General features: G+C 69.5%; 24 protein-coding genes and 2 tRNA genes. 18 read left to right on the top strand and 8 right to left on the bottom strand.

All coding sequences use genetic code 11. The features are described 5' to 3' along the window. Positions 1-24: 24 nt before the first annotated feature. Positions 25-360: a DUF6172 family protein gene (locus ACODT0_RS30465; protein ID WP_057591630.1), complete on the top strand. Its 336-nt coding sequence runs from the start codon at positions 25-27 to the stop codon at positions 358-360. Here the strand turns inward: ACODT0_RS30465 and ACODT0_RS30460 are convergent, their stop codons facing one another. Both ACODT0_RS30460 and ACODT0_RS30455 read right to left on the bottom strand, forming a co-directional pair. Further along, a complete protein-coding gene (locus ACODT0_RS30460; RefSeq protein WP_489042988.1) occupies positions 361-1,440 on the bottom strand; it encodes an Ldh family oxidoreductase in 1,080 nt (359 codons plus the stop codon). 14 nt (positions 1,441-1,454) lie between these two features. After that, positions 1,455-2,429: a tripartite tricarboxylate transporter substrate binding protein gene (locus ACODT0_RS30455; protein ID WP_398498235.1), complete on the bottom strand. Its 975-nt coding sequence runs from the start codon at positions 2,427-2,429 to the stop codon at positions 1,455-1,457. A 143-nt stretch (positions 2,430-2,572) separates the two neighbouring features. On the opposite strand from ACODT0_RS30455, the gene ACODT0_RS30450 reads away from it, so the two are divergent. From ACODT0_RS30450 to ACODT0_RS30420, 7 genes are all read left to right on the top strand, one after another. Beyond that, positions 2,573-3,355, top strand: a complete 783-nt coding sequence (locus ACODT0_RS30450; protein WP_208510867.1) for an enoyl-CoA hydratase/isomerase family protein — start codon at positions 2,573-2,575, stop codon at positions 3,353-3,355. A gap of 14 nt (positions 3,356-3,369) precedes the next feature. After that, a complete protein-coding gene (locus ACODT0_RS30445; protein WP_489042987.1) occupies positions 3,370-4,464 on the top strand; it encodes an acyl-CoA dehydrogenase family protein in 1,095 nt (364 codons plus the stop codon). Between the two features lies 1 nt (position 4,465). Then, positions 4,466-5,659: an acyl-CoA dehydrogenase family protein gene (locus tag ACODT0_RS30440; protein ID WP_489042986.1), complete on the top strand. Its 1,194-nt coding sequence runs from the start codon at positions 4,466-4,468 to the stop codon at positions 5,657-5,659. A gap of 20 nt (positions 5,660-5,679) precedes the next feature. Then, positions 5,680-6,897 (top strand): CaiB/BaiF CoA transferase family protein, encoded by a 1,218-nt coding sequence (locus tag ACODT0_RS30435; RefSeq protein WP_057591636.1) that lies wholly within the window; start codon positions 5,680-5,682, stop codon positions 6,895-6,897. An 11-nt stretch (positions 6,898-6,908) separates the two neighbouring features. Continuing rightward, positions 6,909-8,078: an acyl-CoA dehydrogenase family protein gene (locus tag ACODT0_RS30430; protein WP_261210668.1), complete on the top strand. Its 1,170-nt coding sequence runs from the start codon at positions 6,909-6,911 to the stop codon at positions 8,076-8,078. Positions 8,079-8,103: 25 nt separating this feature from the next. Next, positions 8,104-9,093 carry a Bug family tripartite tricarboxylate transporter substrate binding protein gene (locus tag ACODT0_RS30425; protein ID WP_489042985.1) on the top strand — a complete coding sequence of 330 codons (990 nt, stop codon included), beginning with the start codon at positions 8,104-8,106 and terminating at the stop codon, positions 9,091-9,093. Between the two features lie 68 nt (positions 9,094-9,161). After that, positions 9,162-9,932 (top strand): IclR family transcriptional regulator, encoded by a 771-nt coding sequence (locus ACODT0_RS30420; protein WP_057591639.1) that lies wholly within the window; start codon positions 9,162-9,164, stop codon positions 9,930-9,932. Positions 9,933-9,936: 4 nt separating this feature from the next. Here the strand turns inward: ACODT0_RS30420 and serB are convergent, their stop codons facing one another. Continuing rightward, positions 9,937-10,653 (bottom strand): phosphoserine phosphatase SerB, encoded by a 717-nt coding sequence (gene serB / locus ACODT0_RS30415; protein ID WP_479669976.1) that lies wholly within the window; start codon positions 10,651-10,653, stop codon positions 9,937-9,939. After that, the gene (gene mfd / locus ACODT0_RS30410) at positions 10,650-14,129 is read right to left on the bottom strand and encodes a transcription-repair coupling factor (protein WP_489042984.1); all 3,480 of its coding nucleotides are present in this window, start codon (positions 14,127-14,129) and stop codon (positions 10,650-10,652) included. Before mfd ends, serB begins: the two co-directional genes overlap by 4 nt. A 123-nt stretch (positions 14,130-14,252) precedes the next feature. Between mfd and ispD the strand changes: the two genes are divergently transcribed. Together ispD and ispF are read left to right on the top strand one after the other, a co-directional pair. Continuing rightward, positions 14,253-14,975 carry a 2-C-methyl-D-erythritol 4-phosphate cytidylyltransferase gene (ispD, locus tag ACODT0_RS30405; protein ID WP_489042983.1) on the top strand — a complete coding sequence of 241 codons (723 nt, stop codon included), beginning with the start codon at positions 14,253-14,255 and terminating at the stop codon, positions 14,973-14,975. Between the two features lie 61 nt (positions 14,976-15,036). Further along, positions 15,037-15,525 (top strand): 2-C-methyl-D-erythritol 2,4-cyclodiphosphate synthase, encoded by a 489-nt coding sequence (gene ispF, locus ACODT0_RS30400; RefSeq protein WP_208510877.1) that lies wholly within the window; start codon positions 15,037-15,039, stop codon positions 15,523-15,525. Between the two features lie 18 nt (positions 15,526-15,543). Here the strand turns inward: ispF and ACODT0_RS30395 are convergent, their stop codons facing one another. Both ACODT0_RS30395 and ompR read right to left on the bottom strand, forming a co-directional pair. Beyond that, positions 15,544-16,956, bottom strand: a complete 1,413-nt coding sequence (locus ACODT0_RS30395; protein WP_479672430.1) for a sensor histidine kinase — start codon at positions 16,954-16,956, stop codon at positions 15,544-15,546. Positions 16,957-17,029: 73 nt separating this feature from the next. Continuing rightward, positions 17,030-17,761 carry an osmolarity response regulator transcription factor OmpR gene (gene ompR / locus ACODT0_RS30390; protein ID WP_057591647.1) on the bottom strand — a complete coding sequence of 244 codons (732 nt, stop codon included), beginning with the start codon at positions 17,759-17,761 and terminating at the stop codon, positions 17,030-17,032. A 254-nt stretch (positions 17,762-18,015) separates the two neighbouring features. On the opposite strand from ompR, the gene ACODT0_RS30385 reads away from it, so the two are divergent. Both ACODT0_RS30385 and ACODT0_RS30380 read left to right on the top strand, forming a co-directional pair. Further along, positions 18,016-18,282, top strand: a complete 267-nt coding sequence (locus ACODT0_RS30385; protein WP_413763406.1) for a hypothetical protein — start codon at positions 18,016-18,018, stop codon at positions 18,280-18,282. Between the two features lie 102 nt (positions 18,283-18,384). After that, positions 18,385-19,095: an SIMPL domain-containing protein gene (locus tag ACODT0_RS30380; RefSeq protein WP_172705481.1), complete on the top strand. Its 711-nt coding sequence runs from the start codon at positions 18,385-18,387 to the stop codon at positions 19,093-19,095. A gap of 48 nt (positions 19,096-19,143) precedes the next feature. Here the strand turns inward: ACODT0_RS30380 and ACODT0_RS30375 are convergent, their stop codons facing one another. Next, positions 19,144-19,914, bottom strand: coding sequence for a 3-hydroxybutyrate dehydrogenase (locus tag ACODT0_RS30375; protein WP_057591649.1), 771 nt, complete (start codon positions 19,912-19,914; stop codon positions 19,144-19,146). Between the two features lie 68 nt (positions 19,915-19,982). On the opposite strand from ACODT0_RS30375, the gene ACODT0_RS30370 reads away from it, so the two are divergent. The 6 genes from ACODT0_RS30370 (at position 19,983) to rimO (ending at position 26,183) form a co-directional block, all read left to right on the top strand. Beyond that, positions 19,983-20,933: an alpha/beta fold hydrolase gene (locus tag ACODT0_RS30370; RefSeq protein WP_489042982.1), complete on the top strand. Its 951-nt coding sequence runs from the start codon at positions 19,983-19,985 to the stop codon at positions 20,931-20,933. 37 nt (positions 20,934-20,970) lie between these two features. Next, on the top strand, positions 20,971-23,175 hold the full coding sequence (locus tag ACODT0_RS30365; protein WP_489043014.1) for a RelA/SpoT family protein: 2,205 nt from the start codon (positions 20,971-20,973) through the stop codon (positions 23,173-23,175). Between the two features lie 67 nt (positions 23,176-23,242). Then, positions 23,243-23,319: transfer RNA gene (locus tag ACODT0_RS30360), tRNA-Val, on the top strand. A 407-nt stretch (positions 23,320-23,726) separates the two neighbouring features. After that, positions 23,727-24,095, top strand: a complete 369-nt coding sequence (locus ACODT0_RS30355) for a hypothetical protein (protein WP_172705593.1) — start codon at positions 23,727-23,729, stop codon at positions 24,093-24,095. 81 nt (positions 24,096-24,176) lie between these two features. Next, entirely contained in the window at positions 24,177-24,737 is a 561-nt protein-coding gene (phaR, locus tag ACODT0_RS30350; protein WP_057591651.1) for a polyhydroxyalkanoate synthesis repressor PhaR, read from the top strand. A 39-nt stretch (positions 24,738-24,776) separates the two neighbouring features. After that, positions 24,777-26,183 (top strand): 30S ribosomal protein S12 methylthiotransferase RimO, encoded by a 1,407-nt coding sequence (rimO, locus tag ACODT0_RS30345; RefSeq protein ID WP_261210677.1) that lies wholly within the window; start codon positions 24,777-24,779, stop codon positions 26,181-26,183. A gap of 87 nt (positions 26,184-26,270) precedes the next feature. Here the strand turns inward: rimO and ACODT0_RS30340 are convergent. Further along, a tRNA-Leu gene (locus ACODT0_RS30340) sits at positions 26,271-26,355 on the bottom strand. Positions 26,356-26,628: the final 273 nt, after the last annotated feature.

Here is a 26,628-nt window from a genome sequence, read left to right as displayed (position 1 = left end):
GCGGGGCATTGGTTACCATCACCCATGAGAAAAACCTTCCAGCTTCAGGTCGAGGGCAAGCACCCCGACCGCCTCCTCGAAGCCACCAAGCACGAAATCCGCAAGTACATCAAGCGCGAGCGAGGCCATGCACTGCCGGCCGGCGCCGATTTCTGGGACTTCGATTGCCGCTTCGGCAGCAGCGCCGACAACGCCCAGACGATCCACCTGTCGGCCATCACCGCCAGCATCGACCACGTGGTGGCCGAGGGCGGCAAGCAGTTCTACCTCGAGATCCTCGCGCGGCCCGCGACGCGCAAGCCGCGGCCCGCGGGCGAGGCCGCCCCGTCCGACGAGGACGGCGACGACCAGGACAACTGATCAGGCCAGCGCCTGCGCCAGCCGCAGGCCGTGCCGCTGCTCCACTTCCTGGAGCGAACGCGCGATCGACGGGTGCAGCCGCACCCCGTCCCTCGATTGCGCCTCCCGACGCTTCAATCCGCCTTCGCCCGGCAGCCGCACCGGCTTCGCCGGGTCGATGGGCGCATTGCCGCGGCAGCGTTCGGCGACCTCGTCCATCTGCCGCAGGAAGGCCGCCTTGCCGCCGAAGGCATGCAGGTCGTGCAGCGTGACGTGCACGGTCGCGCCCCAGCCCTCGGGCGGGTCGGCGCGGCCATGGCCCGCGAGGCCGCCGGTCAGCGCCTCCACCAGCAGCGCCATGCCGTAGCCCTTGTGGCCATGGCTCAGGCCGCCCACCGGCAGCAGGGTGCCGGGCGGGCTGTCGAACAGCACCTGCGGGTCGTTCGAGGGCCGGCCCTGCGCATCGATCAGCCACTGCTCGGCGAAGGTCTCGCCGGCCGCGCGCTTGCGGTTGCTCATGCCGTTGGTGGTGATCGAGGCCGAGATGTCGACCATCACGCCGCCCTGCGAGAGCCCGAAGCCCAGCGCCAGCGGGTTGGGCGTGAACACCGCCTGCGTGCCGCCGAAGGGCGCGACGCTCGCGGTGTTGGGGTCGGAGCAGGCCAGCAGCATCAGCATGTCCTCCCTCAGCGCGCGCAGCATGTAGACCGCGAGGCAGGCGATGTGGTGGCTGCGGCGGATCACCAGCGAGGCGGTGCCGAGTTCGCGGGCGCGCGGGACCAGCAGGTCGAGGCCCTGTTCCATGAGCCAGGGGCCGGGCAGGCGCCGGGCGTCCCACAGCACGGCGGCGGGGCGGTCCGACAGCACCTCGGGCGCGCCCTCGCGCGCCATGCCGCCCGCCTCGAGCTCCTTCGCATAGCCGGCGAGCAGCGCGAGGCCGTGGGTGTCGTGGCCCAGCAGGTCGCCCTCGACCAGCGTGCGCGCCACGCTCGCGGCCATCGGCGCGGCGAGGCCGCACTTCTGCAGCAGGGCATCGGCATAGGCGACCAGCGCCGGCGCGTTGTAGAGGGGGGCTTCGGACAAGGAGGCGGCTTGGTTCATGCCGCCATTCTGGGTCACTCGGGCTTGATGTTGGCGATGGCCGCGATCTTGCGGAAGCGCGCGATCTCCTCGAGGTGGAAGCGCTGCATCTTCTCGGGCGGATAGGGCATGAGCTCGGCGCCCGACTTGCGCACGAAGGCGCGCGCGTCCTCGGTGGCCAGCGTCTTCTGCAGGGCCTCGGCGAGTTTGGCGGTGACGTCGTCGGGCGTTTGCGAGCGCACGTAGAACGACACCCAGCTGTACTGCACGTACTCGTTGAAGCCCTTCTCGCGGATCGTCGGCACGTTGGGCAGGTCGGGGTTGCGCGCCTCGCCCGAGACCGCGAGCGGGCGCAGCTTGCCGCCCTTGATCAGCGGCATCGCGCCGCCGAGGTCGACCAGCGCGAAGTCGAGCTGGTTGCCGATCACGTCGGTCATGATCGGCGCCTGTCCCTTGTAGGGCACGTTGGTGAAGTCGCCGCCGGCCACGTTGGCGAGCCAGGCCGCCGCGAGCTGGTAGCCCGCGGAGTAGGTGCCGACGGTGAGCGACTTGCTCCTGCTGGCGGCCAGCAGCGCCTCGATGCTCGCGAACGGCGAATCGTTCGAGACCACCACCACGTTCATGCCGCGCGTCAGGCCCGACACCGGCTTGTAGTCCTTCACCGAGTCGTAACCCAGGTCCTTGATGGTCAGCGGGTTCACGGCCATCGGCGAGTTGCTCGCCAGCAGCAGCATGTAGCCGTCGGCCGGCGCGTTCTTCACCTGCTGCAGCGCGATGATGCCGTTGGCGCCGGGCTTGTTCTCGACCACCACCGCCTGGCCGAGCTGCGCGGCGAGTTGGTCGCCGAAGTAGCGCGCCGAGTTGTCCGAGCCGCTGCCGGGCGTGAACGGCACCACGATCTTGATCGGTCGCGTCGGGAAGGCCGTGCCCTGCGCGAAGGCCGGTCCCGCCACCGCCGCGCCCGCGGTACCCGCCAATGCCAGCAACAGCCGGCGCCTGCTTGTCTCCATCTTTTTTGCTCCTGAGTTCGTGACTGAACCGGTCGTTCGCCGACCTGCCCGGGCTTCGGGCTGGCCAAATAATAATACATATGTGCTTTTAAAAAACATGTATCTGTTATATCGTTGAAAAAGAACAGCCAGACAGGAGTCCCATGAGCACAGCAGCGAATCCGTCCGACCTCTCGATCCACCGCGCCGGCCACACGGCCACGGTGGAGATGTGCCGGCCGCCCCACAACTTCTTCGACCTCGCGCTGATCTCGGCGCTGGCCGAGGCCTTCGAATCGCTGCAGGCCGACCCGGCATGCCGCGCCATCGTGCTGGCGGCGCAGGGGCGCTCCTTCTGCGCGGGGGCCGATTTCTCGTCGCCCACACCCGCCGCCGGCGAGCGGCGCGACCCGGGCGAGCTCTACCGGCAGGCGATCCGGCTGTTCGCCGTGACCAAGCCGGTGATCGCGGCGGTGCAGGGCCCGGCGGTGGGTGGCGGGCTGGGGCTCGCGCTGGTGGCCGATTTCCGCGTCGCCTGCGCCGAGGCGCGCTTCAGCGCCAACTTCGCGCGCCTGGGCTTCCACCCGGGCTTCGCGCTGAGCCACACGCTGCCGCGCCTGGTCGGCGCGCAGCAGGCCGCGCTGCTGCTCTACACCGGCCGCCGCATCGACGGTGCCGAGGCGCTGCGCATCGGCCTGGTCGACGAGCTGGCGCCGCAGGACCAGGTGCGCGAGCGCGCCCAGGCATTGGCCGAGGAGATCGCGATCTCGGCGCCGATCGCGGTCGAGTCGACGCGCGCGAGCCTGCGCGCCGGGCTGGTCGAGGCGGTGCGCGCCGCGGTCGAGCGCGAGGCCGGCGAGCAGCGCCAGCACTTCCAGACCCAGGACTTCCGCGAGGGCGTGGCCGCGATGGCGCAGCGCCGCGATCCCGTCTTCGGACGCCACTGAGCGCGGAGCACGCCATGATCGATTTCGCACTCGATGAGGAACTCGCGCTGGTGGCCGAGACGGCCCAGCGTTTCTCCGACGAACAGTTGCTGCCCTCGCAGCGCGCCTTCGAAGCGCAGCGCGCGCTGCCCGAGGCCCTGCGGCGCGAGGCGGCCCAGATCGGCTTCGATCGCATCGACTGGCCCGAGTCCGCGGGCGGTGCCGGCCTCGGCGCTCTTGCGCGGGTGCTGGTGACCGAGCGGCTCGCGGCCGGCTGCCCCGGCGCGGCGCTGGCGCTGCAGCCGATCGGCGCGGTCGCGCAGGCGCTGCGGGCCTTCGGCGGCGAGGCGGCGCTGCAGCGCCATCTGCAGCCGCTGCTGGCGCGGCCCGATGCGCGCGCGGCGCTGGTGTTCGATGCGCGCGGCCAATGGACGAGCGACGGCGATGCGCTGAGCGGCCATGCGGCCTGGCTGCCGACCGACCGCGTCGACCTGCTCGCGGTGCTGAGCCGCGACGGGCTGCGCCTGGTCACGCAGGGCATCGCGCTCGCCGAACTGCCCGGTGCCGGCCTGCATGCCGCGGGCGCGAGCGAGCTGCGCCTGGACCGCGCGCCGGTCGAGGCCGCGTGGACCGACCCCGCGGCCGCCGCGCTCGCGCTGGCCCATGCGCGCGTGCAGCTCGCGGCGCTGCTGGTCGGCCAGATGCATGCGGCGGCCGACTATTCGCGCCGCTACGCGCTGGAGCGTGTCGCCTTCGGCAAGCCGATCGCGCACCACCAGGCATTGGCCTTCCTGATCGTCGACATGCACAGCGCGGTCGATGCCGCGCGCCAGTTGCTGCACGAGGCCGCCTGGCGGCTCGATGCCGGCCGGCCCGCGCGCGAGGCAGCGGCCACGGCGCTGATCGAGGCGATCGAGAACGCGGTCTTCATCGGCGCCAACGCGGTGCAGATCCTCGGCGGCGCGGGCTTCATGCGCGACTACCCGGTCGAGAAGCAGCTGCGCGAGCTGCGCGCGCTGGGCCTGCTGCTCGGCGGCGCGGATGCCGCGCGCGACGACGCGCTGCCGGCCGCGATCGCCGCGCCGATCGACTTTCTTGCCACCACCGACCCAACGACCCAGGGAGCCTGAGATGGATTTTTCGATCAGCGCGGACGACCAGGCCCGCCTGCAGACCCTGCGCCGCCTCGGGCGCGACGAGATGCGGCCCGCGGGCTGGCGCGCCGACCGCGCGGGCGCGCCGCTGCCGGTGGACGACCCCTTCTTCGTGCGCATGCTGGCCGAGGGCTTCGGCCGCACGCGCTGGCGCGCGGCCGACGCGGCACCCGACGGCGCGGACGCGCCCGCGCCCAACAAGGCCGGCTCGGCCGTGGCCCAGGTGCTGCTGGCCGAGGAGGGCGCCTACTGGGACCGCGGCATCGGCGTCGCGCTGCCGGGCCCGGGCCTGGGCGAGCCGCCGATCCTCTCGATGGGCACGCCCGAGCAGAAGCAGCGCTTTCTCTCGCCCTTCGTGAATCCGCAGCGCCCGATCTGGGGCGCCTTCGCGATGACCGAGCCCTCGGGCGGTTCCGACGTGGCCAACATCAAGACCCGCGCGCGGCGCGACGGCGACCACTGGGTGCTCGACGGCGCCAAGTCCTTCTCGGGCAACTCGGGCCGCGCCGAATGGACCGTGGTGTTCGCCACCATCGATCCGGCGCTGGGCCGCGCGGGCCACCGCGCCTTCGTGGTCGAGCGCGGCACGCCGGGCTTCGGCGACTTCCGCATCGAGAAGAAGATGGGCCTGAAGGCCTACGAGTCGACCTCCTTCTTCCTCTCGGGCTGCCGCGTGCCCGCGGCCAACCTGCTCGGCGGCGAGGCCTACTACGAGCAGCGCTCGGGCGGCTTCAAGGGCGCGATGAACACCTTCAACGCGGGCCGCCCGGCCATCGCCGGCATGGCGGTGGGCATCGGCCGCGCCGCGCTCGACGAGGCCGCGGCCTTCATGCAGGCCCAGGGCCTGGGCTCCGACCCGCGGCTGCGCGACCGGCTCGAGCGCTCGCGCCGCAAGCTCAAGGCCGCGCTGCTGATGGCGCTGCGCGCGGCCTGGCTGGCCGACCGGCGCCAGTCCAACATGCTCGAGGCCTCGGCCTCGAAGGCGCTCGCGCCGCCGGCCGCCTTCGAGGCCACGAGCTTCGCGATGGAGGTGCTGGGCCTCGCGGGCGGCCGCGGCGACCACCTGATCGAGAAGCTGTTCCGCGACGTGAAGGCGCTCGACATCGTCGAGGGCACCGGCCAGATCCAGCGCGTGGTGATGGCGCGGCATCTCGTGGGCCTGCCCAACTGAATCCCTCTTCTTTTTTCCCTATGACCGATACGACTTCCAATGCGCCCTCGGGCCCCCTCAAGGGCATCCGGGTGCTCGACCTCACGGCCGTGGTGCTCGGCCCGCTGGCCACCCAGATGCTGGCCGACTACGGCGCCGACGTGATCAAGGTCGAGCCGCCCGAGGGCGACATGATGCGCGCCAACGGCATCTCGCAGCACCCGGGCATGAGCTCGATCTTCCTGGCCGTGAACCGCAACAAGCGTTCGCTCGCGGTCGACCTCAAGTCGCCCGAGGGCGTGGCCGCGCTGCGCGCGCTGATCCCGCAGGTGGACGTGGTGGTGCACAACATGCGCGTGGCCGCGGTCGAGCGCCTCGGGCTCGGCTACGAGGCGGTGGCGAAGCTCAATCCCAAGGTGGTGTATTGCGCCGCCACCGGCTTCGGCCAGGACGGCCCGCACCGCGACAAGCCGGCCTTCGACGACATCATCCAGGCCGCCTGCGGGCTGGTGGGCGTGGGCTCGGTGGGGCGCGAGCAGCCCGACTACACGCCCAGCCTGATCGCCGACAAGACCACCGGCCTCGCGGTCTGCAACGCGGTGCTGGCGGCGCTGCTGCACCGCGAGCGCAGCGGGCAGGGCCAGTACGTCGAAGTGCCGATGCTGGAGACCATGGCGGCCTTCGTGCTGGCCGAGCACATGGGCGGCATGACCTTCCAGGGCTCGGCGGTGAAGGCCGGCTATCCGCGGCTGCTCGAGGGCGGGCGCAAGCCGGCGCGCACGCGCGACGGCTGGATCAGCATGCTGCCCTACACGGAACGCCACTGGCAGGCCTTCTTCGTCGAGGTCGGCCAGCCCGAGCTGGCCGAGCGCTACAGCATCGCCAACCGGCAGGAGCGCAACGCGCAGGTGCGCGCGCTCTACGGCCACCTGCGCGAGCTGTCGCCGCTGAAGACCACCGCCGAGTGGATGGCGCTGTGCGAGAAGCTCGACATCCCGGCCACGCCGATCTATGCGCTCGACGACCTGCCCGCGCATCCGCACCTGAAGGCCGTGGGCCTGTTCGAGGACGCGCAGCATCCGACCGAAGGACCGATCCGCCAGCTGCGGCCCACGGCGCGCTTCTCGGCCACGCCGACGCGCGTGTACCGCCAGGCGCCCACGGTGGGGCAGCACACCAGCGAGATCCTGCGCGAGGCCGGCCTCGGCGAGGAAGCCATCGCGCGGCTCAAGGCCGGCCGTGCGGTGGCCGGCGAGTGAGGGGGCGGGGCATGAACTTCGAACTCGACGACGAGCACCGCATGCTCAAGGACCTGGTCGCGCGCTTCGTGCGCGACGAACTGCTGCCGCTGGAGCCGGCGGTGCTGAAACGCGAAGCCGAGGGCGGGCAGCTGATGCTCATGCCCGAGGAGCACGAGCGGCTCGATGCGCTCTCGCGCGAACTCGGCCTCTGGGGGCTCGATGCACCGGCCGAACTCGGCGGCTCCGACCTGCCGGTGACGGCGATGGTTGGCGTCAACGAGGAGCTCGGCAAGACCGTCGTGCCCTACGACCTGCCGCCCGATTCGCCGAACCTGCGCATGCTGCTGAAGACGGCCGACGCTGCGCAGACCGAGCGCTACCTCGCGCCCTATGCACGCGGCGAGACGGTCTCGGCGATCGCCATCTCCGAGCCCGGCGCGGGCGCCGATCCGTCGGCGATGGGCACGCGCGCCGAGCGCGACGCGCAGGGCAACTGGGTGCTCAACGGCCGCAAGATCTGGATCAGCCGCGCCGCGCGCGCCGACTGGACCATCGTGATGGCCGTGACCGACAAGGCGCTCGGTTCGCGCGGCGGCATCTCGGCCTTCATCGTCGACAAGGACACGCCGGGCTTCATCGTCGAGCGCCGCATCCCGATGCTCGGCGGCGTGTCGACCTACGAGGTGGTGCTGCAGGACTGCCGCGTCGGCGCCGGCCAGCTGCTGGGCAAGGAAGGGCAGGGCTTCGCGCCGATGCAGGCGCGGCTGTCGAGCCGGCGCGTGCAGATGGCGGCCTGGTGCATCGGCCGCGCCCAGCGCGCGCTCGACATGGTCTGCGAGTACGCGCCGATGCGAAAGACCTTCGGCGCGCTGCTGTCCGACCGCCAGAGCGTGCAGTGGGGCGTGGCCGATGCCGCCACGCGCATCCATGCCTGCCGCCTCATGACCTACGAGGCCGCCGCGCGCATCGACCGCGGCGAGGAGGCGCGTTCGCAGGTCTCGATGATCAAGGTCTACGCCACCGAGATGGCCTGGGACGTGATCGACATGGCGATGCAGGTCTTCGGCGCCATGGGCATGACCAAGGAAATGCCGCTGCAGCAGATGGCCAACGAGACCCGGCTGATGCGCATCTACGAAGGACCCAGCGAGGTGCACCGCTGGGTGGTGGCGCGCGAGCTCTTGGGCTCGCGGCGCTGAAGACAGGAAACCAGGAGACGACCCCATGAGTGATTTCTCTCGCGACCGCCGCCGGCTGCTGCTCGGCACTGGCGCGGCGCTGGCCGGTGCCGCGAGCTTGCCCACCCTCGCGCAGGCGCAGGCCTTTCCCTCGCACGCCATGCGCTTCATCGTGCCGTTCCCGCCCGGCAGCGGCACCGACATCACGGCGCGCCTGTTCGCCAAGAGCATCGGCGACCTCTCGGGCCAGGCGGTGACGGTGGAGAACAAGCCCGGCGGCAACGGCTTCATCGGCGTGCAGACGGCGCTGAATCCGCCGCACGACGGCCACACGGTGTTCATCGGCAGCAACTCGACGCTGACCACCAATGCCGCCACCTTCCGCAAGCTGCCCTACGACCCGATCGCCGACTTCGCGCCGATCACGCTGCTGTCGCGCGGCGCCTGCCTGGTCATCGTGCCGGCGGCCTCGGCCCACCGTTCGCTGGCCGACCTCGTGGCCGATGCGCGCAAGCGGCCGGGCAAGCTCAACTACGCGAGCGGCTCCATGTCGTACACGCTCTACTCCGAGTGGTTCAACGAGATGGCGAAGATCAAGACGGCCGGCATCAACTACAAGGGAGCGGGCGAGGCCGTCAACGCGGTGCTCACGGGCGAGGTCGATTTCGCGGTGGTCGACGCCACCGGCGCCAACGAGCTCGCGCGCTCGGGCCGCGTGCGGCCGCTGGCCTTCACCGCCCCCAGGCGCTCGATCGTGCTGCCCGAGGTGCCCACCGTCGGGGAGGCCGGCTATCCCGACTACCTCGCGTTCAACTGGGTCGCGGCCGCCGTGAGTTCGAAGGCGCCGCCGGCCGCGCTCGAGCAGCTCGGCGCGCTGTTCGCGAAGGCCGCGCAGACGCCCGAGATCCAGGCCTACTACCGCAAGCAGGGCACCGAACTGATCATGTCCTCGGCGCCCGAACTGCGCCGCTACCAGGCCGAGGAGATCGAGCGCTGGAAGCGGCTGGTGGGCATCACCGGCATCGAGTTGCAGTAGCATCGCGCGCGGTCCGGCCCGGGCGGTCGAGCGCGCAACATGCCGGCTGGGACCGCGGAGAACATGAAGTGGAGCAATCGGTCATCAAGACGGCGGGGCGGGTGTTTCAGGTGCTCGAGTACCTGCGGGAGGTGCGGCGGCCGGTGACGGTGCGCGAGATCTCCGAGCGGCTCGGCTACCCGCTGTCGAGCGCGCAGGTGCTGCTCAAGAGCGTCGCCACGCTGGGCTACCTGCGCTACGACTCCTCGCTGCGCGCCTACCTCGCCACGCCGCGCCTGGCCTCGATCGGCGACTGGGTGATGGACTCGATGTTCCAGGGCGGGCAACTGCTCACCGTGCTCGGCGACATCGCGCGCGAGACCGGCTTCACCGCCATCCTCGCGGTCGAGAACGACATCTACGCGCAGTACGTGCACGTGATCTTCGGCAGCCGCGCGATCCAGTTCAACGTGCAGCCCGGCACGCGCCGGCTGCTGTGCATGTCGGGCACGGGCTGGGCGCTGCTCGCGGCCAGCAGCGACGACCACGTGGCGCGCACCATCCATCGCAGCAACGCGCGCCTCAAGCCCGGCGGGCAGGACGTCGATGCCGACTACGTGAAGGCGCGCGTGCAGGAGACGCGCGAGCGCGGCTATGCGTTCTCGCGCGGCGTGGTCACCGAGGGCATCGGCATCATCGCGCTGGGCTCGGCCTCGAGCGCCTCGGGCGCGCGCTTCGCGGTCGGCGTGGGCGGCCTGGTGGAGCAGCTCGAGCGCGCGGCCGACACCGTGGTGCCGTCGATGCGCGAGCGGCTTCTGGGCACCGCGGCCAGGTCGCCGGCGGCCGGCAGCCCGGCCTGACCGGTCAGGGCCGGACGACCTCGAGCAGGCGGTCGAGCCCGCCTTCGTCGATCGCCACCATCGCCTGCTCGCGCACCTTGGGCTTGGCGTGATAGGCCACCGACAGCCCGGCCTCGCCCATCATCGGCAGGTCGTTGGCGCCGTCGCCCACCGCGATGCATTCCTGCGCCGAGATGCCCATCAGCGAGGCCACCTCGAGCAGGGTGCGGCGCTTCTCGGCGCCGTCGCAGATGTCGCCCCAGCTCTGCATCGCGACCTGGCCCGTGAGCAGGCCGTCGGCCTCGTCGAGCAGGTTGGAGCGCGCGAAGTCGATGCCCAGGCGCTCCTTCACGCGGTTGGCAAAGAAGGTGAAGCCGCCCGAGACCAGCAGCACCTTGAGGCCCGCCGCCTTGCAGGCGGCCACCAGTTCGGCCGCGCCGGGGTTGAGCTTCAGCCGCTCGTCGTAGACCTGCTGCAGCGCGCCGACCGGCACGCCCTTCAGCAGCGCGACGCGGCGACGCAGGCTTTCCTTGAAGTCCTTGATCTCGCCACGCATCGTGGCCTCGGTGATCGCTGCCACCTCGGCCTTCTTGCCGACCGCGTCGGCGATCTCGTCGATGCACTCGATGCTGATCAGCGTCGAGTCCATGTCGAAGGCGATGAGCTTGAAGTCCTGGAGGGCGAGCGGCGGCGAAAAACGCTGCAGGACGAGGCCAGGGGAGATTTCTGCGACGGCGCTCATGCGGGAATGCTTTCCTTGGTGGTGGGTTGGCCCAGGCTGCGCAACACATCGCGCACCATCTGCGCACGCTCCTTCGGCTCCTTGAGCTCGCGCTCGATGCGCAGCTTCTCGTTGCCGGCCAGCTTGATGTGCTTGTTCTTCTGGATCAGGTGGATGATCGCCATCGAATCGACCGGCGGATCCTTCTTGAAGGTGATGTTGATGACGCCGGGCGCCGCATCGACCTTGACCACGCCGTAGGGCCGCGCGAGCACGCGCAGGCGGTGGGTGTCGATCAGGGTCTGGGCCTGCGGCGGCAGCTTGCCGAAGCGGTCGACGATCTCCTCCAGCAGGGTGTCGATCTGGTCGGGGTTCTTCGCGGTGGCGAGCTTCTTGTAGAACGACAGCCGCAGGTGCACGTCGCCGCAGTAGTCGTCGGGCAGCAGGGCGGGGGCGTGCAGGTTGATCTCGGTCGTGACCGACAGCGGCGACAGCAGGTCGGGCTCCTGCCCGGCCTTGAGCGAGCGCACGGCCTCGCTGAGCATCTCGTTGTAGAGCTGAAAGCCGATCTCCATCATGTTGCCGCTCTGGTTCTCGCCGAGCACCTCGCCGGTGCCGCGGATCTCGAGGTCGTGCATCGCGAGGTAGAAGCCCGAGCCCAGCTCCTCCATCTGCTGGATCGCGTCGAGCCGCTGCGCCGCCTGCTTGGTCAGGCCCTCGGTGTCGGGCACCATCAGGTAGGCATAGGCTTGGTGATGCGAGCGGCCGACGCGGCCGCGCAGCTGGTGCAGTTGCGCCAGACCGAACTTGTCGGCGCGGCTCATCACGATGGTGTTGGCGGTCGGCACGTCGATGCCGGTCTCGATGATGGTCGAGCACAGCAGGAGGTTGTAGCGCTGGGCCACGAAGTCGCGCATCACGCGCTCGAGCTCGCGCTCGGGCATCTGGCCGTGGGCGACGGCGATGCGCGCCTCGGGCAGGATCTCCTCGAGCTTCTGGCGCCGGTTCTCGATGGTCTCGACCTCGTTGTGCAGGAAGTAGACCTGGCCGCCGCGCTTGAGCTCGCGCAGCACCGCCTCGCGGATCACGCCGGTGCCCTCGTTGCGAACGAAGGTCTTGATCGCGAGCCGGCGCTGCGGCGCGGTGGCGATCACGCTGAGGTCGCGCAGGCCCTCGAGCGCCATGCCCAGCGTGCGGGGGATCGGCGTGGCGGTGAGCGTGAGCACGTCGACCTCGGCGCGCAGCGCCTTCATGGCCTCTTTGTGGCGCACGCCGAAGCGGTGCTCCTCGTCGATGATCAAGAGCCCGAGGTTCTTGAACTTGACCGATTCCGAGAGCAGCTTGTGGGTGCCGACCACGATGTCGACGGTGCCCTCGGCCAGGCCCTTGGCGGCGGTCGAGACTTCCTTGGCCGAGCGGAAGCGGCTCATCTCGGCCACCTTCACCGGCCACTTGGCGAAGCGGTCGACCAGGGTCTGGTAGTGCTGCTCGGCCAGCAGCGTGGTGGGCGCGAGGAAGGCCACCTGCTTGCCGCCGGTGACCGCGATGAAGGCGGCGCGCAGCGCGACCTCGGTCTTGCCGAAGCCGACGTCGCCGCAGACCAGTCGATCCATCGGCTGCGGCGAGATCATGTCCTGCACCACGGCATGGATCGCGGCCTTCTGGTCGGCGGTTTCCTGGAAGCCGAAGTCGTTGGCGAAGACCTCGTAGTCGGCCGGCGAGTAGCGGAAGGCATGGCCCTCGCGCGCGGCGCGGCGCGCGTAGATGTTGAGCAGCTCGGCGGCCGAGTCGCGCACCTGCTCGGCGGCCTTGCGCTTGGCCTTGTCCCACTGGCCCGAGCCCAGCTTGTGCAGCGGCGCCTCGTCGGCGCTGACGCCGGTGTAGCGGCTCACCAGGTGCAGCTGGCTCACGGGCACGTAGAGCGTGGCCTTGTCGGCGTACTCCAGGTGCAGCATTTCCTGCAGCAGCGGCTTGCCCTCGGCATCGCTGCCCTGGCCCAGGTCCATGTGGATCAGGCCGCGGTAGCGGCCGATGCCGTGCGCGGAGTGCACCACCGGGTCGCCCACGTTGAGCTCCGACAGGTCCTTGATCAGCGCCTCGACGTCGCTGACCTGCTCCTGCTTCTTGTTGCGGCGCCGGCCGGTGCTGCCGGTGGCGAACAGCTCGGTCTCGGTGACGAAGTCGATGCCCTGTTCGCGCCAGGCGAAGCCGGCCGCCAGCGCGGCGGTGGCGATGCCGATCTTCTCGTCGGCCGCGGCCTCGAACTCGGCCAGCGAATCGAAGGCCGGCGGGCTCACGCCGCTGGCGCGCAGGAAATCGAGCAGGCTCTCGCGCCGGCCGTCGCTCTCCGCGATCATCAGCACGCGGTGCGGCGTGGCGGCGATGTGGGCCTTGAGCCGCACCAGCGGATCGTCGGCGCCGCGCACCACCGAGAAGGCGGGCAGGGTGTCGAACTCCGCGAAGGGCGCGGCGTCGGCGGTCGATCGGATCGACAGCTGCGCATGCGGCTTCACGCGCTGGTAGAACTGCTCGGCGTTGAGGAACAGCGCCTCGGGCGGCAGCGCCGGGCGCTCGGGATCGCCGCGCACCAGGCGGTAGCGCTCGCCGGTGTCCTGCCAGAAGTGCTGGAACGCGGGCTCGAGCTCGCCGTGCAGCACGACGGTGGTGTCCTCGCCCAGGTAATCGAACACGGTCGCCGTCTCGTCGAAGAACAGCGGCAGGTAGTACTCGATGCCGGCGGTGGCCACGCCGTTGCCCATGTCCTTGTAGATGCGGCTCTTGGTCGGGTCGCCCTCGAGCAGCTCGCGCCAGCGGCCGCGAAAGCGCGCGCGCGCGTCGTCGTCCATCGGGAACTCGCGGCCCGGCAGCAGCCGTACCTCGGGCACCGGATAGAGGCTGCGCTGGGTGTCGGGGTCGAAGGTGCGGATCGAATCGATCTCGTCGTCGAACAGGTCGACGCGGTAGGGCACCGGCGAGCCCATCGGGAACAGGTCGATCAGGCCGCCGCGCACCGCGTACTCGCCCGGGCTCACCACCTGCGTGACGTGGGTGTAGCCGGCCAGCGTGAGCTGCGCCTTGAGCTTGGCGTCCTGCAGCTTCTGCCTGGTCTTGAAATGGAAGGTGTAGCCCGCGAGGAAGGACGGCGGCGCGAGCCGGTAGAGCGCGGTGGTGGCGGGCACCAGCACCACGTCGGCTTCCTTCTGGCTGATGCGCCACAGCGTGGCCAGGCGCTCGCTGATCAGGTCCTGGTGCGGCGAGAAGCTGTCGTAGGGCAGCGTCTCCCAGTCGGGGAACAGGGCGCAGCGCAGCTCGGGCGCGAAGAAGGCGATCTCGTCGATCAGGCGCTGGGCATCGTTGGCGTCGGCCGTGAACATGGCCGTGGCGCGGCCGGCGGCCTTTTCGCGCCGCGCGAGCTGGGCCAGCAGCAGCGCGTCGGCCGACAGCGGGGGGCGCGGCAGCGTGAAGCGCTTGCCCGCCGTGAGGTGGGGGAGGTCCATGAAAGGCTTGCTGGAAATGCACAACACCCCGCGCCGGCTGGCGAGGGGTGTGCAATGGGGTCGATTCTAGAATGGCGGCCCTTCTTCTGCTTGTCGGCGCACCGGCCGACCGTCCGCTTCGCCATGTCTTCCTCCCGCCTCTTCGTGCTGATCCCGTGCGCCGGTTCCGGCCACCGTGCCGGCCATGCGCAGTCCCCGCAGCCGAAGCAGTACCGGCGGCTGGCCGGGGCGCCGATGGTGGCGCACACGCTGGAGGCCTTCCGCGCGCTGAACGGGCGCTTCGCCGGTATCGCGCTGGTGGTGGCGCCCGAGGACCGCGACGTGGACGCCGCGCTGCCGCTCTTCCCGCAGCAGGACGAGCACCTGCTGCGCGTGGGCGGCGTGACGCGCGCGGCCTCGGTGCGCAACGGCCTGCTGGCGCTGCGGCAGAAGGGCGCGGGCGCGCACGACTGGGTGCTGGTGCACGACGCGGCGCGCTGCCTCGTGACGCCGAGCCAGATCGAGGCGCTGGTCGCGGCCTGCGAGCACGATGCCGTCGGCGGCCTGCTGGCGCACCGGCTGGCCGACACGCTCAAGGTGTCGACCGCCGACAGCCGCGTGGCGCAGACCCTGCCGCGCGCCGACAAATGGCTCGCGCAGACGCCGCAGATGTTCCGCATCGGCATGCTGCTCGACGCGCTCGAGCGTGCCGGCGACGCGGTGACCGACGAGGCCGGCGCGATCGAGGCGGTCGGGCTGACGCCGCTGCTGGTGCCCGGCAGCGCGCAGAACTTCAAGGTCACCTATCCCGAGGACTTCGCGCTGGCCGAGGCGCTGCTGCTGGCGCGCAAGAAGGCGGTCGCATGAGCGCCGCGCCGGGCCGCCCCAAGCAAGCTCGCACCGCAATGCGAAGCACGAAGGTACTTCAATGAGCGGTGCCTTCAACATCCGCGTCGGCGAGGGCTGGGACGTTCATCAGCTGGTGGCGGGGCGCAAGCTGATCCTCGGCGGCGTCGAGGTGCCGCACGTCACGGGCCTGCTCGGTCATTCCGATGCCGACGTGCTGCTGCATGCGATCACCGACGCGCTGCTCGGCGGCGCGGGCCTGGGCGACATCGGCCGGCATTTTCCGGACACCGACGCGCAGTTCCGTGGCGCCGACTCGGCCGTGCTGCTGGCCGAAGCGGCGCGCCGCGTGCGCGCCGAGGGCTGGCAGATCGGCAACGTCGACAGCACCGTGATCGCGCAAGCGCCGAAGCTGGCGCCGCACATCCCCGCCATGCGCGAGCGCATCGCGCAGACGCTGGGCATCGCGGGCGAGCAGGTCAACGTGAAGGCCAAGACGGCCGAGAAGCTGGGCCCGGTGGGCGAGGGCCGCGCGATGGAAGCGCGCGCCGTGGTGCTGCTGCACCGCTGAGCGCGCGGTTCTTTTCTTTCAGAGCTTGCGGACCGGCGGCTGTGCGGGCCGCGGCGGCGCCGGCATCGCGCGCGGCATGCGGATGTGCGCCGCGAGGCCGCGTCCCGGCGTGCTGGTGAGCGCGAAGGTGCCGCCCATGCGTTCGATGTTCTTCGCCACGATCGACAGGCCCAGGCCCGCGCCGGCGGCCGATGTGCGCGCCGCGTCGCCGCGGAAGAAGGGCTTGGTGAGCTGCGCGAGCTGGGCTGGCTCCACGCCGGCGCCGCGGTCGCGCACCTTGATCAGCACCGCGTCGTTGCTCGCCTGTGCCTGGATCACCACGTCGGCGATGCCGGTGGCGGGCGTCTTGCCGTAGCGGCGCGCGTTCTCGACCAGGTTGGAGATCACGCGCGTGAGCTCGACCTCGTCGCCCATCACGCGCAGGTCGGGCGGCACGTCGACCGTGATGCTCATCTCCTCGTAGTCCTGCACGGCGTAGGTGCAGGAGTCGACCACGTCGCGCAGCAGGATCGGCTTGGGGTCGACATGGTCGGGCCGCGCATAGTCGAGGAACTTGTCGATGATCGCGTCGAGCTGCGCGATGTCGGCCGCCATGTGGTCGCGTGCGTCTTCATCGGCCACGCTCATCTCGGTTTCGAGGCGCAGCCGCGCGAGCGGCGTGCGCAGGTCGTGCGAGATGCCGGCCAGCATGATCGCGCGGTCCTGCTCGATCTTGGCGAGCTGGTCGGCCATGCGGTTGAAGCCGATGTTGACCGCGCGGATCTCGTTGGTGCGCGCGCGCTCGTCGAGCCGGTGCGCCTCGTACTCGCCCTCGCGCACCTGCATGGTGGCGCGCGAGAGCTGCTTGAGCGGCAGGTTGATGAGCCGCGTGATCAGCGCCGCGCCCGCGAGCGACAGCGCCATGGCGGTGCTGAGCCAGACCAGCCAGGTGCGCCCGCCCACGCGGCTGAAGCGCGTGGGGTCGAGCAGCAGCCAGTAGGTGTCGCTCTCGATCGTGAAGCCGATCCACAGGCCGGCCTCGTCGTTGACGCGGCTGGCCACCGTGGTGCCGGCGCCGAGCTGGTCGATCAGCTCCTCGGTCACGCGCTGGTCGAGCGCGCCGCTGGTGTAGGGCTGCACGCGGTCGTTGGGTTCGCGCGGCAGGATGCGCACGCCTTCCTGGTCGGCCAGCGTCTTGATCAGCGACACGCGTGTGATCGCGTCCGAGTACACCAGCGCCGCGCGCGTGAGGTTCACGAGCGAGGCGATCTGGTGCGCGGTCTGGATCGCGCGCGGTTCGTATTCGAGCGAGCGGAAGGTCTGCAGCCAGGCGACGGTGCAGCCGATCAGCAGGAGGGCGAGCAGGAAGAAGGTGCGCCAGAACAGGCTGAAGCCGAGCTTGAGCCCGGGGCGCCGGTCGCGCTGCGCCGCGCCCTCGAGCGGGCTGGGCATCGTGACCTGGGCGCCGTCCTCCTGGGGGACTTCTCTTCCGGTGGGGAGGCCGATGGCCACCGCTGGTGCCGCGTCAGGCCGTGCCGTCCGGCACGAAGACGTAGCCCACGCCCCACACCGTCTGGATGTAGCGCGGCGCCGCGGCGTCGGACTCGACCAGCTTGCGCAGGCGCGAGATCTGCACGTCGAGGCTGCGGTCGAAGGGCTCGAACTCGCGGCCGCGCGCGAGCTGGGCCAGCTTCTCGCGCGACAGCGGCTGGCGCGGATGGCGCACCAGCGCCTTGAGCATCGCGAACTCGCCGGTGGTCAGCGAGAGCTCCTCGCCGTCCTTCTTGAGCGTGCGCGAGCCGAGGTCGAAGGCGAAGGGACCGAAGGTGACGGTCTCGTTCTCGGTCGAGGGCGCGCCGGGCGCCTCGAGCGGCGGACGGCGGCGCAACACGGCGTGCACACGGGCCAGCAGTTCGCGCGGGTTGAAGGGCTTGCCGAGGTAGTCGTCGGCGCCGACCTCGAGGCCGACGATGCGGTCGACGTCCTCCCCCTTGGCGGTGAGCATGATGATCGGCGTGCGGTCGTTGGCGGCACGCAGGCGGCGGCAGATGGACAGGCCGTCCTCGCCGGGCATCATGAGGTCGAGCACGATCAGGTCGACCGTGTCGCGCAACAGGATGCGGTTGAGCGCCTTGCCGTCCTCGGCCACGATCACCTCGAAGCCTTCCTGGGTCAGGTAGCGGCGAAGCAGGTCGCGGATGCGGGCGTCGTCGTCGACGATCACGATCTTGTCGGTGCGAGCGGGAACTTGAGTCATTTCAACAACATCGAATTTGTAACAGCGCCGATTCTGAAGGCGTTGGAAGCCGGTTGAGCCGGATTTGCTTTGACCTTGACACTAAGTTACAAAACTTGCGACCGCTCGCGGTCCAGTCATCCGATGTAAGCGTGGCGGTGGCACAGTGCCTCTGCCCTATGACTTTTGCGCAGAGACTTCATTCATCCGCCGCACCCCTGCTTCTGCTCGCGTGTGCCTGTGTGCCGTCGATCTCGGCGGCCGAATTCCTTCGCGTGGCCGATGGGCGCCGCTACGACCTGCGGTCCGCGGTGGCCGCGCACCGCGCCGCGCAGCGCGACGAGATGCGCCGCGGCGAAGCCATCGCGGGGCGGCGCCTCACGCCGGCCGAGCTCTACGAATTGCGGCAGCAGGTGCGCGGGCAGTGGACCGCGCCGGGCATCTCCGCGCATTCGGCAGAATCGCAGCCGGCCGAGCGCATCGTGCCGGCACCGATGCCGGCCGCGCGGCTCCTGCCCGCGCCGCGCAGCCAGCGACCTTGAGCGCAGTGCGCGAGCCACGGCTCGCGCCGCGAGGGCGGGTGCACCGAGCACCCGTCTTCTTCTCGTACGTCGTCGACGTACCTACAACCTGGGAGAGCCATCTTGAAAAGAACCATCACCTTGATCGCGGCGTGCGCCGCCTGGGCCGGCCTGGCCGGCACGGCCATGGCGCAGAACGCCGTCATGGCGCCGCCGCAGAACGTGCTGCAACTCAGCGCCAACGGAACCGTCGAGGTGCAGCAGGACCTGCTGAGCATGACGCTCGTGACCACGCGCGACGGCACCGATGCCGGCAGCGTGCAGACGCAGCTGAAGGCCGCGCTCGACGCGGCGTTGACCGAGGCGCGCAAGAACGCGCAGGCCGGCCAACTCGACGTGCGCACCGGCAACTTCAGCCTGTCGCCGCGCTACACGCGCGAAGGCAAGATCAACGGCTGGCAGGGCACGGCCGAGCTCGTGCTGGAGGGTCGCGACTTCCCGCGCATCGCCCAGACGGCCGGCCGCATCACGACGCTGACCGTCGGCAACGTGGGCTTCGGCCTGAGCCGCGAGCAGCGCGCCAAGACCGAGGCGGAGGCGCAGACCCTCGCGATCGACGCCTTCAAGCAGAAGGCGACCGAGCTCTCGAAGAACTTCGGCTTCGCGGGCTACACGCTGCGCGAGGTGTCGGTGAACGCGAACGACGGCGGACCGATCCGCCCGCGCATGATGGCGGCCGCGGCCAAGTCCTTCTCGGCCGACGCGCAGGTGCCGATCGAGGCGGGCAAGACCAGCGTGGTGGTCAACGTCTCGGGATCGGTGCAGCTCAAGTAAAAGGGCCGCGGGGCGGGGCGCCTGGCGCGCCTCGCCCATGCATTCTTCTTATTGAGCGGTCCAGCCGCCGTCCATCTGCCAGGCCACGCCGCGCACCTGGTCGGCCGCGGGCGAGCACAGGAACACGGCGAGCCCGCCGAGCTGTTCCACCGTGGTGAACTGCAACGAGGGCTGCTTCTCGCCCAGCAGGTCGTTCTGCGCCTGCGTGGGGCTGATGCCTTCGCGGGCCGCGCGGTCGTCGATCTGCTTTTGCACCAGCTGCGTCAGCACCCAGCCCGGGCAGATCGCGTTGCTCGTGATGCCGGTGGTTGCGGTCTCGAGCGCCACCGACTTCGTGAAGCCGACGATGCCGTGCTTGGCCGCCACGTAGGCCGATTTCTGGGCCGATGCCACCAGCCCGTGGGCCGAGGCGATGTTGATGACGCGGCCCCAGTTGGCTTCGCGCATCGCGGGAATCGCCAGCCGCGTGGTGTGGAAGGCGCTCGTGAGGTTGATTGCGATGATCGCGTCCCAACGTTCGGGCGGGAAGTCCTCGACCTTGGCCACGTGCTGGATGCCGGCGTTGTTGACCAGGATGTCGACGCGCCCGAACTTGTCGGCCGCGAACTTCATCATGTCCTCGATCTGGTCGGGCTTGCTCATGTCGGCGCCGTGGTACTCGGCGCGCACCCCGAGCGCCGCGATCTGCGCCTTGGGCGCCTCGGCGTCGCCGAAGCCGTTGAGCACGATGTCGGCGCCCTGCTGGGCGAGGGACGTGGCGATGGCGAGCCCGATGCCGCTGGTGGACCCCGTGACAAGAGCGGTTTTGCCTTTGAGCATGAAGATGAATCTCCGGATGAATTAGGATGCGACGAGAAGATTATCCGCACCAGAACGGCCCTGTTTCCATGACCGAACCGACGCTTCACCACGTGGCGTGCAACGACACCCACGGCGGCCACCGCATGGCCTATTGGCAGTGGGGCGACGCGGGCAGCCCGCACCTGGTGCTCTGCGTGCACGGTCTGACCCGGCAAGGCCGCGATTTCGACGCGCTGGCCCGTGGGCTCGTGGCGCGCGCCGAAGGCCGGGTGCGGGTGGTCTGCCCCGACGTGGCCGGCCGCGGCGCCAGCGACTGGCTGCGAGATCCGGTGGCCTACCAGGTGCCGCAGTACGCGGGCGACATGGTGGCGCTGCTCGCGCAGCTCCAGCAGCAGCATCCGATCCAGACGCTCGACTACGTGGGCACCAGCATGGGCGGCCTGATCGGCTTCGTGCTGGCCGGGCACAAGGAATTGCCGCTGCCTGCACCGGTGCGGCGCTTCGTCGTCAACGACGTCGGTCCGACCATCGAGGCGGCGGCGATCCAGCGCATCGCGGCTTACGTGGGGCAGGGCGGCCGCTACGACAGCCTGCAGCAGGCGGCCGACGCGTTGTGGACGATCTCCACCAGCTTCGGTCCGCACACGCCCGAACAGTGGCTCGAACTGACGCGGCCCATGGTGGTACCGGCCTCGCAGCGCAGCGCCGATGGCATGGACAAGGTCGATGCGCCGGCCAGCACGGACGGTCCGTGGATGCTGCATTACGACCCGGCGCTCGCGGTCGGCCTGCGCGCCATCACGCCCGACGCCGCGGCACAGGGCGGCGCCATCATGTGGGGCCTCTACGACGCGATCACGGCGCGCGTGCTCGTCACGCGCGGCGCCCAGTCCGACCTGCTGTCGCGCGAGACCGCCACCGCGATGACTCAGCGCGGCCCGCGCGCCACGCTGGTCGAGTTCGAAGGCGTTGGTCATGCGCCGACCTTCGTCGATCCCGCGCAGGCCGCGGTGGTCGCGGACTTTCTGTTCGATTGAGGGCGCCGTGAAGCGCGAGTCTTCCAGCCTCCAGGGGATGCCGGCTTCGGACGGCATCGTCGTCGACTATCCGCTGTCGGCCGCCACCGCCGAGCGCTCGCCGGTGATGGAGAACATGCTCGCGCGGGCGCGCGCCTTCGCCGAGCCGCTGATCGCCGACGAACTGCTCGACACCGGCGAGAACGCGCTGGCGCATGCCGATGCGGTGGCCGCCATCGTCAAGAAGATGGGCGGCTCCGAGGCCATGCAGGGCGCGAGCTACCTGGTCTACGCCTGTTCGCACCTCAACCGTCCGCAGGAAGTCATCGCCAAGGTCTTCGGCGACAACTTCGCGGCGCTGGCGGTGGAGACCACCAAGCTCGTGCGCGTGCAGGAACAGGCTCGCGCGGCGGCGCGCGCGCACCAGAACGAAGGTGCCGGCGCGCAGACCGAGAACGTGCGCAAGATGCTGCTGGCGTTCTCGCGCGACCTGCGCGTGGTGATGCTGCGCCTGGCCTCGCGCCTGCAGACGCTGCGCTACGCGGCCGCGAGCAAGAAGCCGGTGCCCGAGGGCGTGGCGCGCGAATCGCTGCAGGTGTTCGCGCCGCTCGCGAACCGGCTCGGCATCTGGCAGGTCAAGTGGGAGATCGAGGACCTCTCGTTCCGTTTCCTCGAGCCCGAGACCTACAAGCTGATCGCGCGCCTGCTCGACGAGAAACGCATCGAGCGCGAGAGCTACGTCGAGCAGTTGCGCTCGCGGCTGGAGCGCGAGCTGCATGCCGAGGGCATCGGCGCGACCGTGCAGGGGCGGCCGAAGAACATCTACAGCATCGTCAAGAAGATGCGCGGCAAGTCGCTCGATTTCGCGCAGGTGTTCGACATCCTCGCGCTGCGCGTGGTGGTGCCCGACGTGAAGGACTGCTACGCCGCGCTGGCCTGGGTGCATTCGCACTTCCAGCCGATCGACGAGGAGTTCGACGACTACATCGCGCGGCCCAAGCCCAACGGCTACCAGTCGCTGCACACGGTGGTGCGCGCACTGGTCGACGGCCAGGTCGGCAAGCCGATCGAGATCCAGATCCGTACCGAGGAAATGCACGACCACGCCGAGCACGGCGTGGCGGCGCACTGGGCCTACAAGGAAGCCGGCCACAAGGGCTACGCGGGCGTGTGGGCCAGCGGCGAGTACGACGCCAAGATCGCGGTGCTGCGCCAGCTGCTGGCCTGGGAGCGCGACCTGTCGGGCGGCCTGCAGGGCCAGGGCCTGTTCGATGACCGCATCTACGTGCTGACGCCCGACGCGGCGATCGTCGAGCTGCCGCAGGGCGCAACGCCGGTCGACTTCGCCTACACGGTGCACACCACGCTGGGCCACCGCTGCCGTGGCGCGCGCGTCGACGGCGCGATGGTGCCGCTCAACACGCCGCTGTCGAACGGACAGACGGTGGAAGTCATCGCGGCCAAGGAGGGCGGCCCCTCGCGCGACTGGCTCAATGCGGAGCTCGGCTACCTCGCGAGCCATCGGGCGCGCGCCAAGGTGCGCGCCTGGTTCAATGCGCAGATCACGCACGAGACGGTGGCGCGTGGCCGCGAGGCGGTCGAGAAGCTGCTGCAGCGCGAAGGCCGCACGGCCATGCGGCTCGAGGACCTCGCATCGCAACTGGGTTTCAAGTCGGCGGACCAGCTGTTCGAAGTGGTCGGCAAGGACGAGTTCTCGCTGCGCAACATCGAGACGCTGCTGCGTCCGCCCGAGCCGCCGGCGAATCCCGACGACGGCGTGCAGATCAAGAGGCCGCGCGCCAGCGAGAAGTCGGGCAAGGGCGGCGTGCTGGTGGTCGGCGTGTCCTCGCTCATGACGCAACTCGCGAAGTGCTGCAAACCGGCGCCGCCCGATGCCATCGCGGGCTTCGTCACGCGCGGCCATGGCGTGAGCGTGCACCGCGTGGACTGCAGCAACTTCCGCACGATGGCCGCGCGCGACGGCGAGCGCGTGATCGACGTGGAGTGGGGCGCGACCAAGGGCGAGGCGCCGGTCTACGCGGTCGACGTCGCCGTGGAGGCTGCCGACCGGCAGGGCCTGCTGCGCGACATCTCCGATGTCTTCGCGCGCGAGAAGATGAATGTGATCGGCGTGCAGACGCAGTCGGTCAAGGGCACGGCCTGGATGACCTTCACCGTGGAGATCGCCGATGCGGCGCGTCTCGCGCAGGTACTGGGCGTGGTCACGGCGGTGGCCGGCGTGCGATCCGCGCGACGCCGATGAAAAAGGGGCGGCCGCCCCGAAAACCGCCATTTCTCCTGCTATACTTTCAGCTTCTCGAAACAATCGCAGGCGCGTAGCTCAGCTGGTTAGAGCACCACCTTGACATGGTGGGGGTCGTTGGTTCGAGTCCAATCGCGCCTACCAAATCTCCCTCTGAAGAAGACCAGTCTTCAGGCCCAACGGGAGATTTCGGGGAGATTCCTCTCCCTTGCAATGAAGCTCGAAGCTTCGTCTCCTGTCTCTTCATCCAACCGGTGATTCTGGTGTGGCGTGACGCCGATGCGTCGCCTCCAGGCGACCGGCTTTGCGAGAGGGAAGGATGATCCTACCCGTGGGTAGAATTATTTCCATCGATCTGTCCGGGCCTCGTCCGGGCGCCATTCCCCGATCGGCCGTCCGCTGGATTGGCGGCCTGACCTTCGGCCGGATTCCCGTGGTGGCAATCGTCCATTTGGATGTCCGCCGCGGGCCACCGCCGGGCCATTTTCTTGTGCTAACTTGGCTGTCGTGCAGAGCCTTTTTTCTTTTCATTTCTCCCTGGGGATCGCCCGATGAACGCGCGATCGATCGCGATGGATCGCGAGCGCGCGCAGGCACGCCTGGCCGCGTTGATGAAGCAGGCGCCGATCGAGTTCGCGCGGGCCGTCTACGGCATCAACGATCGTGCGAGCGGCCGCCTCGACACCATGGCGGCACGCGAGGTCGAGCGCGCGGCGCGGCAGGGCATGCCGGTCACGCAGGAGCGCGCCGAGCAGCGCGCCCGTGCCTACCTGCCGACGGCGGGCCATGAGCACTGCCCGCGTTGCTGGGTCGTCTATGGTCACAAGAGCCCCTTGCGCTTCCGCGAGGAGGCGGCGGAGCGGCCCGAATCGGCCGCCTGCGCGGCTTGCGGCGCGGAATACGCCACCGCCGCCGAGTGAGCGCGCGGCCGGCGGGCGCACGCGGTCAGGGTAAACCTTGTCGCGATGCAGCAAAACCGCTCCCTAGAATCATCCGATGACATGGGCGTCCATGTGAAGGAGTCCGCAGTGCAGAGCAAGAAGTCCGGGGTCAAGCCGGTACAGCGTGTGATCAAGAAGTACCCGAACCGAAGGCTCTACGACACCGAGACGTCCACCTACATCACGCTCACCGAGGTCAAGCAGCTGGTGATCGAGCGCGCCCAGTTCGTGGTGCGCGACGCCAAGACCGGCGACGACCTCACGCGCAGCATCCTGCTGCAGATCATTCTCGAAGAAGAGGCGGGCGGTGCGCCGATGTTCACCGAGCAGGTGCTGGCCAACATCATCCGCTTCTACGGCCAGGCCATGCAGAGCTACATGGCGCCCTACCTCGAGAAGAACATCCAGGCCATGACCGAGGTGCAGGCACAGCTCGCCGAGAAGGCCGAGGGCCTGACGCCCGAGATGTGGTCGCGCTTCATGAGCATGCAGTCGCCGATGCTGCAGGGCCTGATGGGCAACTACGTGGAGCAATCGAAGAACGTCTTCCTGCAGATGCAGGAGCAGATGCAGAAAAGCACCGAGCAGGTATTGGGCGCCTTTGGCATCAAGCGTCCCTGAAATACCGGTGGCCCCGGATAGCTGGGACAATAGGAGGCTATGAGCGAAGTTGCCTCCCACGAAAAAACAGCCACGATGGCCGCCCCCAAGGTCGGCTTCGTGAGCCTGGGCTGTCCCAAGGCCCTGACAGATTCCGAATTGATCCTCACGCAGCTGAGCGCCGAGGGCTACCAGACCGCCAAGTCCTTCGAGGGCGCCGACCTGGTGATCGTCAATACCTGCGGCTTCATCGACGATGCCGTCCGGGAAAGCCTCGACACCATCGGCGAGGCGCTGGCCGAGAACGGCCGGGTGATCGTCACCGGTTGCCTGGGTGCCAAGACCGGCGACCAGGGCGGCAATCTGGTCAAGCAGATGCACCCCAGCGTGCTGGCCGTCACGGGCCCGCATGCCACGCAGGAGGTGATGGATGCGGTGCATGCCAACCTGCCCAAGCCGCACGATCCCTTCGTCGACCTGGTGCCCAACAGCTTCGGCGTGGCGGGCCTCAAGCTCACGCCGCGCCACTATGCCTATCTGAAGATCAGCGAGGGCTGCAACCATCGCTGCACCTTCTGCATCATTCCCTCGATGCGCGGCGACCTCGTGTCGCGGCCCGTGGGCGACGTGCTGAGCGAGGCGAAGGCGCTGTTCGAGGGTGGCGTGAAGGAGCTGCTGGTGATCAGCCAGGACACCTCGGCCTATGGCGTGGACGTCAAGTACCGCACCGGGTTCTGGGACGGCAAGCCGGTCAAGACCCGCATGCTCGAGCTGGTGCGCACGCTCGGCGAGATCGCCGAGCCCTATGGCGCCTGGGTGCGGCTGCACTACGTCTACCCCTATCCGAGCGTGGACGAGGTCATTCCGCTGATGGCCAGCGGCAAGGTGCTGCCTTACCTCGACGTGCCGCTGCAGCACAGCCACCCCGATGTGCTGCGCCGCATGAAGCGTCCTGCCAGCGGTGAGAAGAACCTCGAGCGCATCGCGCGCTGGCGCGAAGTGTGCCCGGAGCTCGTGATCCGCAGTACCTTCATCGCCGGTTTCCCGGGCGAGACGGAAGAGGAGTTCGAGCATCTGCTCGACTTCATCCGCGAAGCGCGCATCGATCGCGCGGGCTGCTTTGCCTACAGCCCGGTCGAGGGCGCCACCGCCAACGACATCCCCGGCATGCTGCCCGAGGCCGAGCGCGAGGCACGCCGCGCGCGCTTCATGGAAGTGGCCGAGGCGGTGTCGATCGCCAAGCTGCAGGAGCGTGTCGGCGCGACGATGCAGGTGCTGGTCGATTCCGCGCCGGCGCTGGGCCGCAAGGGTGGCGTGGGACGCACCTACGCCGACGCGCCCGAGATCGACGGCACCGTGCGGCTGCTGCCGCCCGAGAAGATCAGCAAGACGCTCAAGGTGGGGGAGTTCACGCGCGCGCGCATCGTGGGCGCCGAGGGGCACGACCTGATCGCGCTGCCCGTTTGATGATTCGAACGGACGAGAAAAAAGCCACCGTGAAACGGTGGCTTCATTCGAAGAATCTCAAGAACCTTTTGAAGCTGCTCTTGGATCTGGTGCCCAGAAGAGGACTCGAACCTCCACGATGTTACTCGCTAGTACCTGAAACTAGTGCGTCTACCAATTCCGCCATCTGGGCATTTCAGGAAAGCCTACGAGTATATCAAATCAAAAACGATTTTTTCGCGGGCTCGCAATTTTGTGCGCACGATGATGCGTTCACGACACAGGCATCGATGCGCGGACTGACCGCGCGCGCGCCGACGTCGATGACGACCATGATCGGAGCGGGCAAGAAAAAAGCCACCGGAGACCGGTGGCTTGAATCGAAGGACTCGGTGAGAGTCTATTTAAACTTGGTGCCCAGAAGAGGACTCGAACCTCCACGATGTTACTCGCTAGTACCTGAAAC

Source organism: Variovorax sp. FG153, from assembly GCF_057809595.1.
This window is presented reverse-complemented; position numbering and strand designations above follow the sequence as displayed.

What these genes read in the sequence shown, in the direction of transcription:
- ACODT0_RS30425 (WP_489042985.1), top strand. Translation starts at nt 8,104, where the DNA reads ATGAGTGATTTCTCTCGCGACCGCCGCCGGCTGCTGCTCGGCACTGGC.
- ACODT0_RS30460 (WP_489042988.1), bottom strand. Translation starts at nt 1,440, where the DNA reads ATGAACCAAGCCGCCTCCTTGTCCGAAGCCCCCCTCTACAACGCGCCG.
- ACODT0_RS30440 (WP_489042986.1), top strand. Translation starts at nt 4,466, where the DNA reads ATGGATTTTTCGATCAGCGCGGACGACCAGGCCCGCCTGCAGACCCTG.
- ispF (WP_208510877.1), top strand. Translation starts at nt 15,037, where the DNA reads ATGAGCGGTGCCTTCAACATCCGCGTCGGCGAGGGCTGGGACGTTCAT.
- phaR (WP_057591651.1), top strand. Translation starts at nt 24,177, where the DNA reads ATGGGCGTCCATGTGAAGGAGTCCGCAGTGCAGAGCAAGAAGTCCGGG.
- ompR (WP_057591647.1), bottom strand. Translation starts at nt 17,761, where the DNA reads ATGACTCAAGTTCCCGCTCGCACCGACAAGATCGTGATCGTCGACGAC.
- ACODT0_RS30445 (WP_489042987.1), top strand. Translation starts at nt 3,370, where the DNA reads ATGATCGATTTCGCACTCGATGAGGAACTCGCGCTGGTGGCCGAGACG.
- serB (WP_479669976.1), bottom strand. Translation starts at nt 10,653, where the DNA reads ATGAGCGCCGTCGCAGAAATCTCCCCTGGCCTCGTCCTGCAGCGTTTT.
- ACODT0_RS30375 (WP_057591649.1), bottom strand. Translation starts at nt 19,914, where the DNA reads ATGCTCAAAGGCAAAACCGCTCTTGTCACGGGGTCCACCAGCGGCATC.
- ACODT0_RS30365 (WP_489043014.1), top strand. Translation starts at nt 20,971, where the DNA reads ATGCCGGCTTCGGACGGCATCGTCGTCGACTATCCGCTGTCGGCCGCC.
- rimO (WP_261210677.1), top strand. Translation starts at nt 24,777, where the DNA reads ATGAGCGAAGTTGCCTCCCACGAAAAAACAGCCACGATGGCCGCCCCC.
- ispD (WP_489042983.1), top strand. Translation starts at nt 14,253, where the DNA reads ATGTCTTCCTCCCGCCTCTTCGTGCTGATCCCGTGCGCCGGTTCCGGC.
- ACODT0_RS30430 (WP_261210668.1), top strand. Translation starts at nt 6,909, where the DNA reads ATGAACTTCGAACTCGACGACGAGCACCGCATGCTCAAGGACCTGGTC.
- ACODT0_RS30355 (WP_172705593.1), top strand. Translation starts at nt 23,727, where the DNA reads ATGAACGCGCGATCGATCGCGATGGATCGCGAGCGCGCGCAGGCACGC.
- ACODT0_RS30395 (WP_479672430.1), bottom strand. Translation starts at nt 16,956, where the DNA reads ATGCCCAGCCCGCTCGAGGGCGCGGCGCAGCGCGACCGGCGCCCCGGG.
- ACODT0_RS30370 (WP_489042982.1), top strand. Translation starts at nt 19,983, where the DNA reads ATGACCGAACCGACGCTTCACCACGTGGCGTGCAACGACACCCACGGC.
- ACODT0_RS30455 (WP_398498235.1), bottom strand. Translation starts at nt 2,429, where the DNA reads ATGGAGACAAGCAGGCGCCGGCTGTTGCTGGCATTGGCGGGTACCGCG.
- ACODT0_RS30465 (WP_057591630.1), top strand. Translation starts at nt 25, where the DNA reads ATGAGAAAAACCTTCCAGCTTCAGGTCGAGGGCAAGCACCCCGACCGC.
- mfd (WP_489042984.1), bottom strand. Translation starts at nt 14,129, where the DNA reads ATGGACCTCCCCCACCTCACGGCGGGCAAGCGCTTCACGCTGCCGCGC.
- ACODT0_RS30450 (WP_208510867.1), top strand. Translation starts at nt 2,573, where the DNA reads ATGAGCACAGCAGCGAATCCGTCCGACCTCTCGATCCACCGCGCCGGC.
- ACODT0_RS30435 (WP_057591636.1), top strand. Translation starts at nt 5,680, where the DNA reads ATGACCGATACGACTTCCAATGCGCCCTCGGGCCCCCTCAAGGGCATC.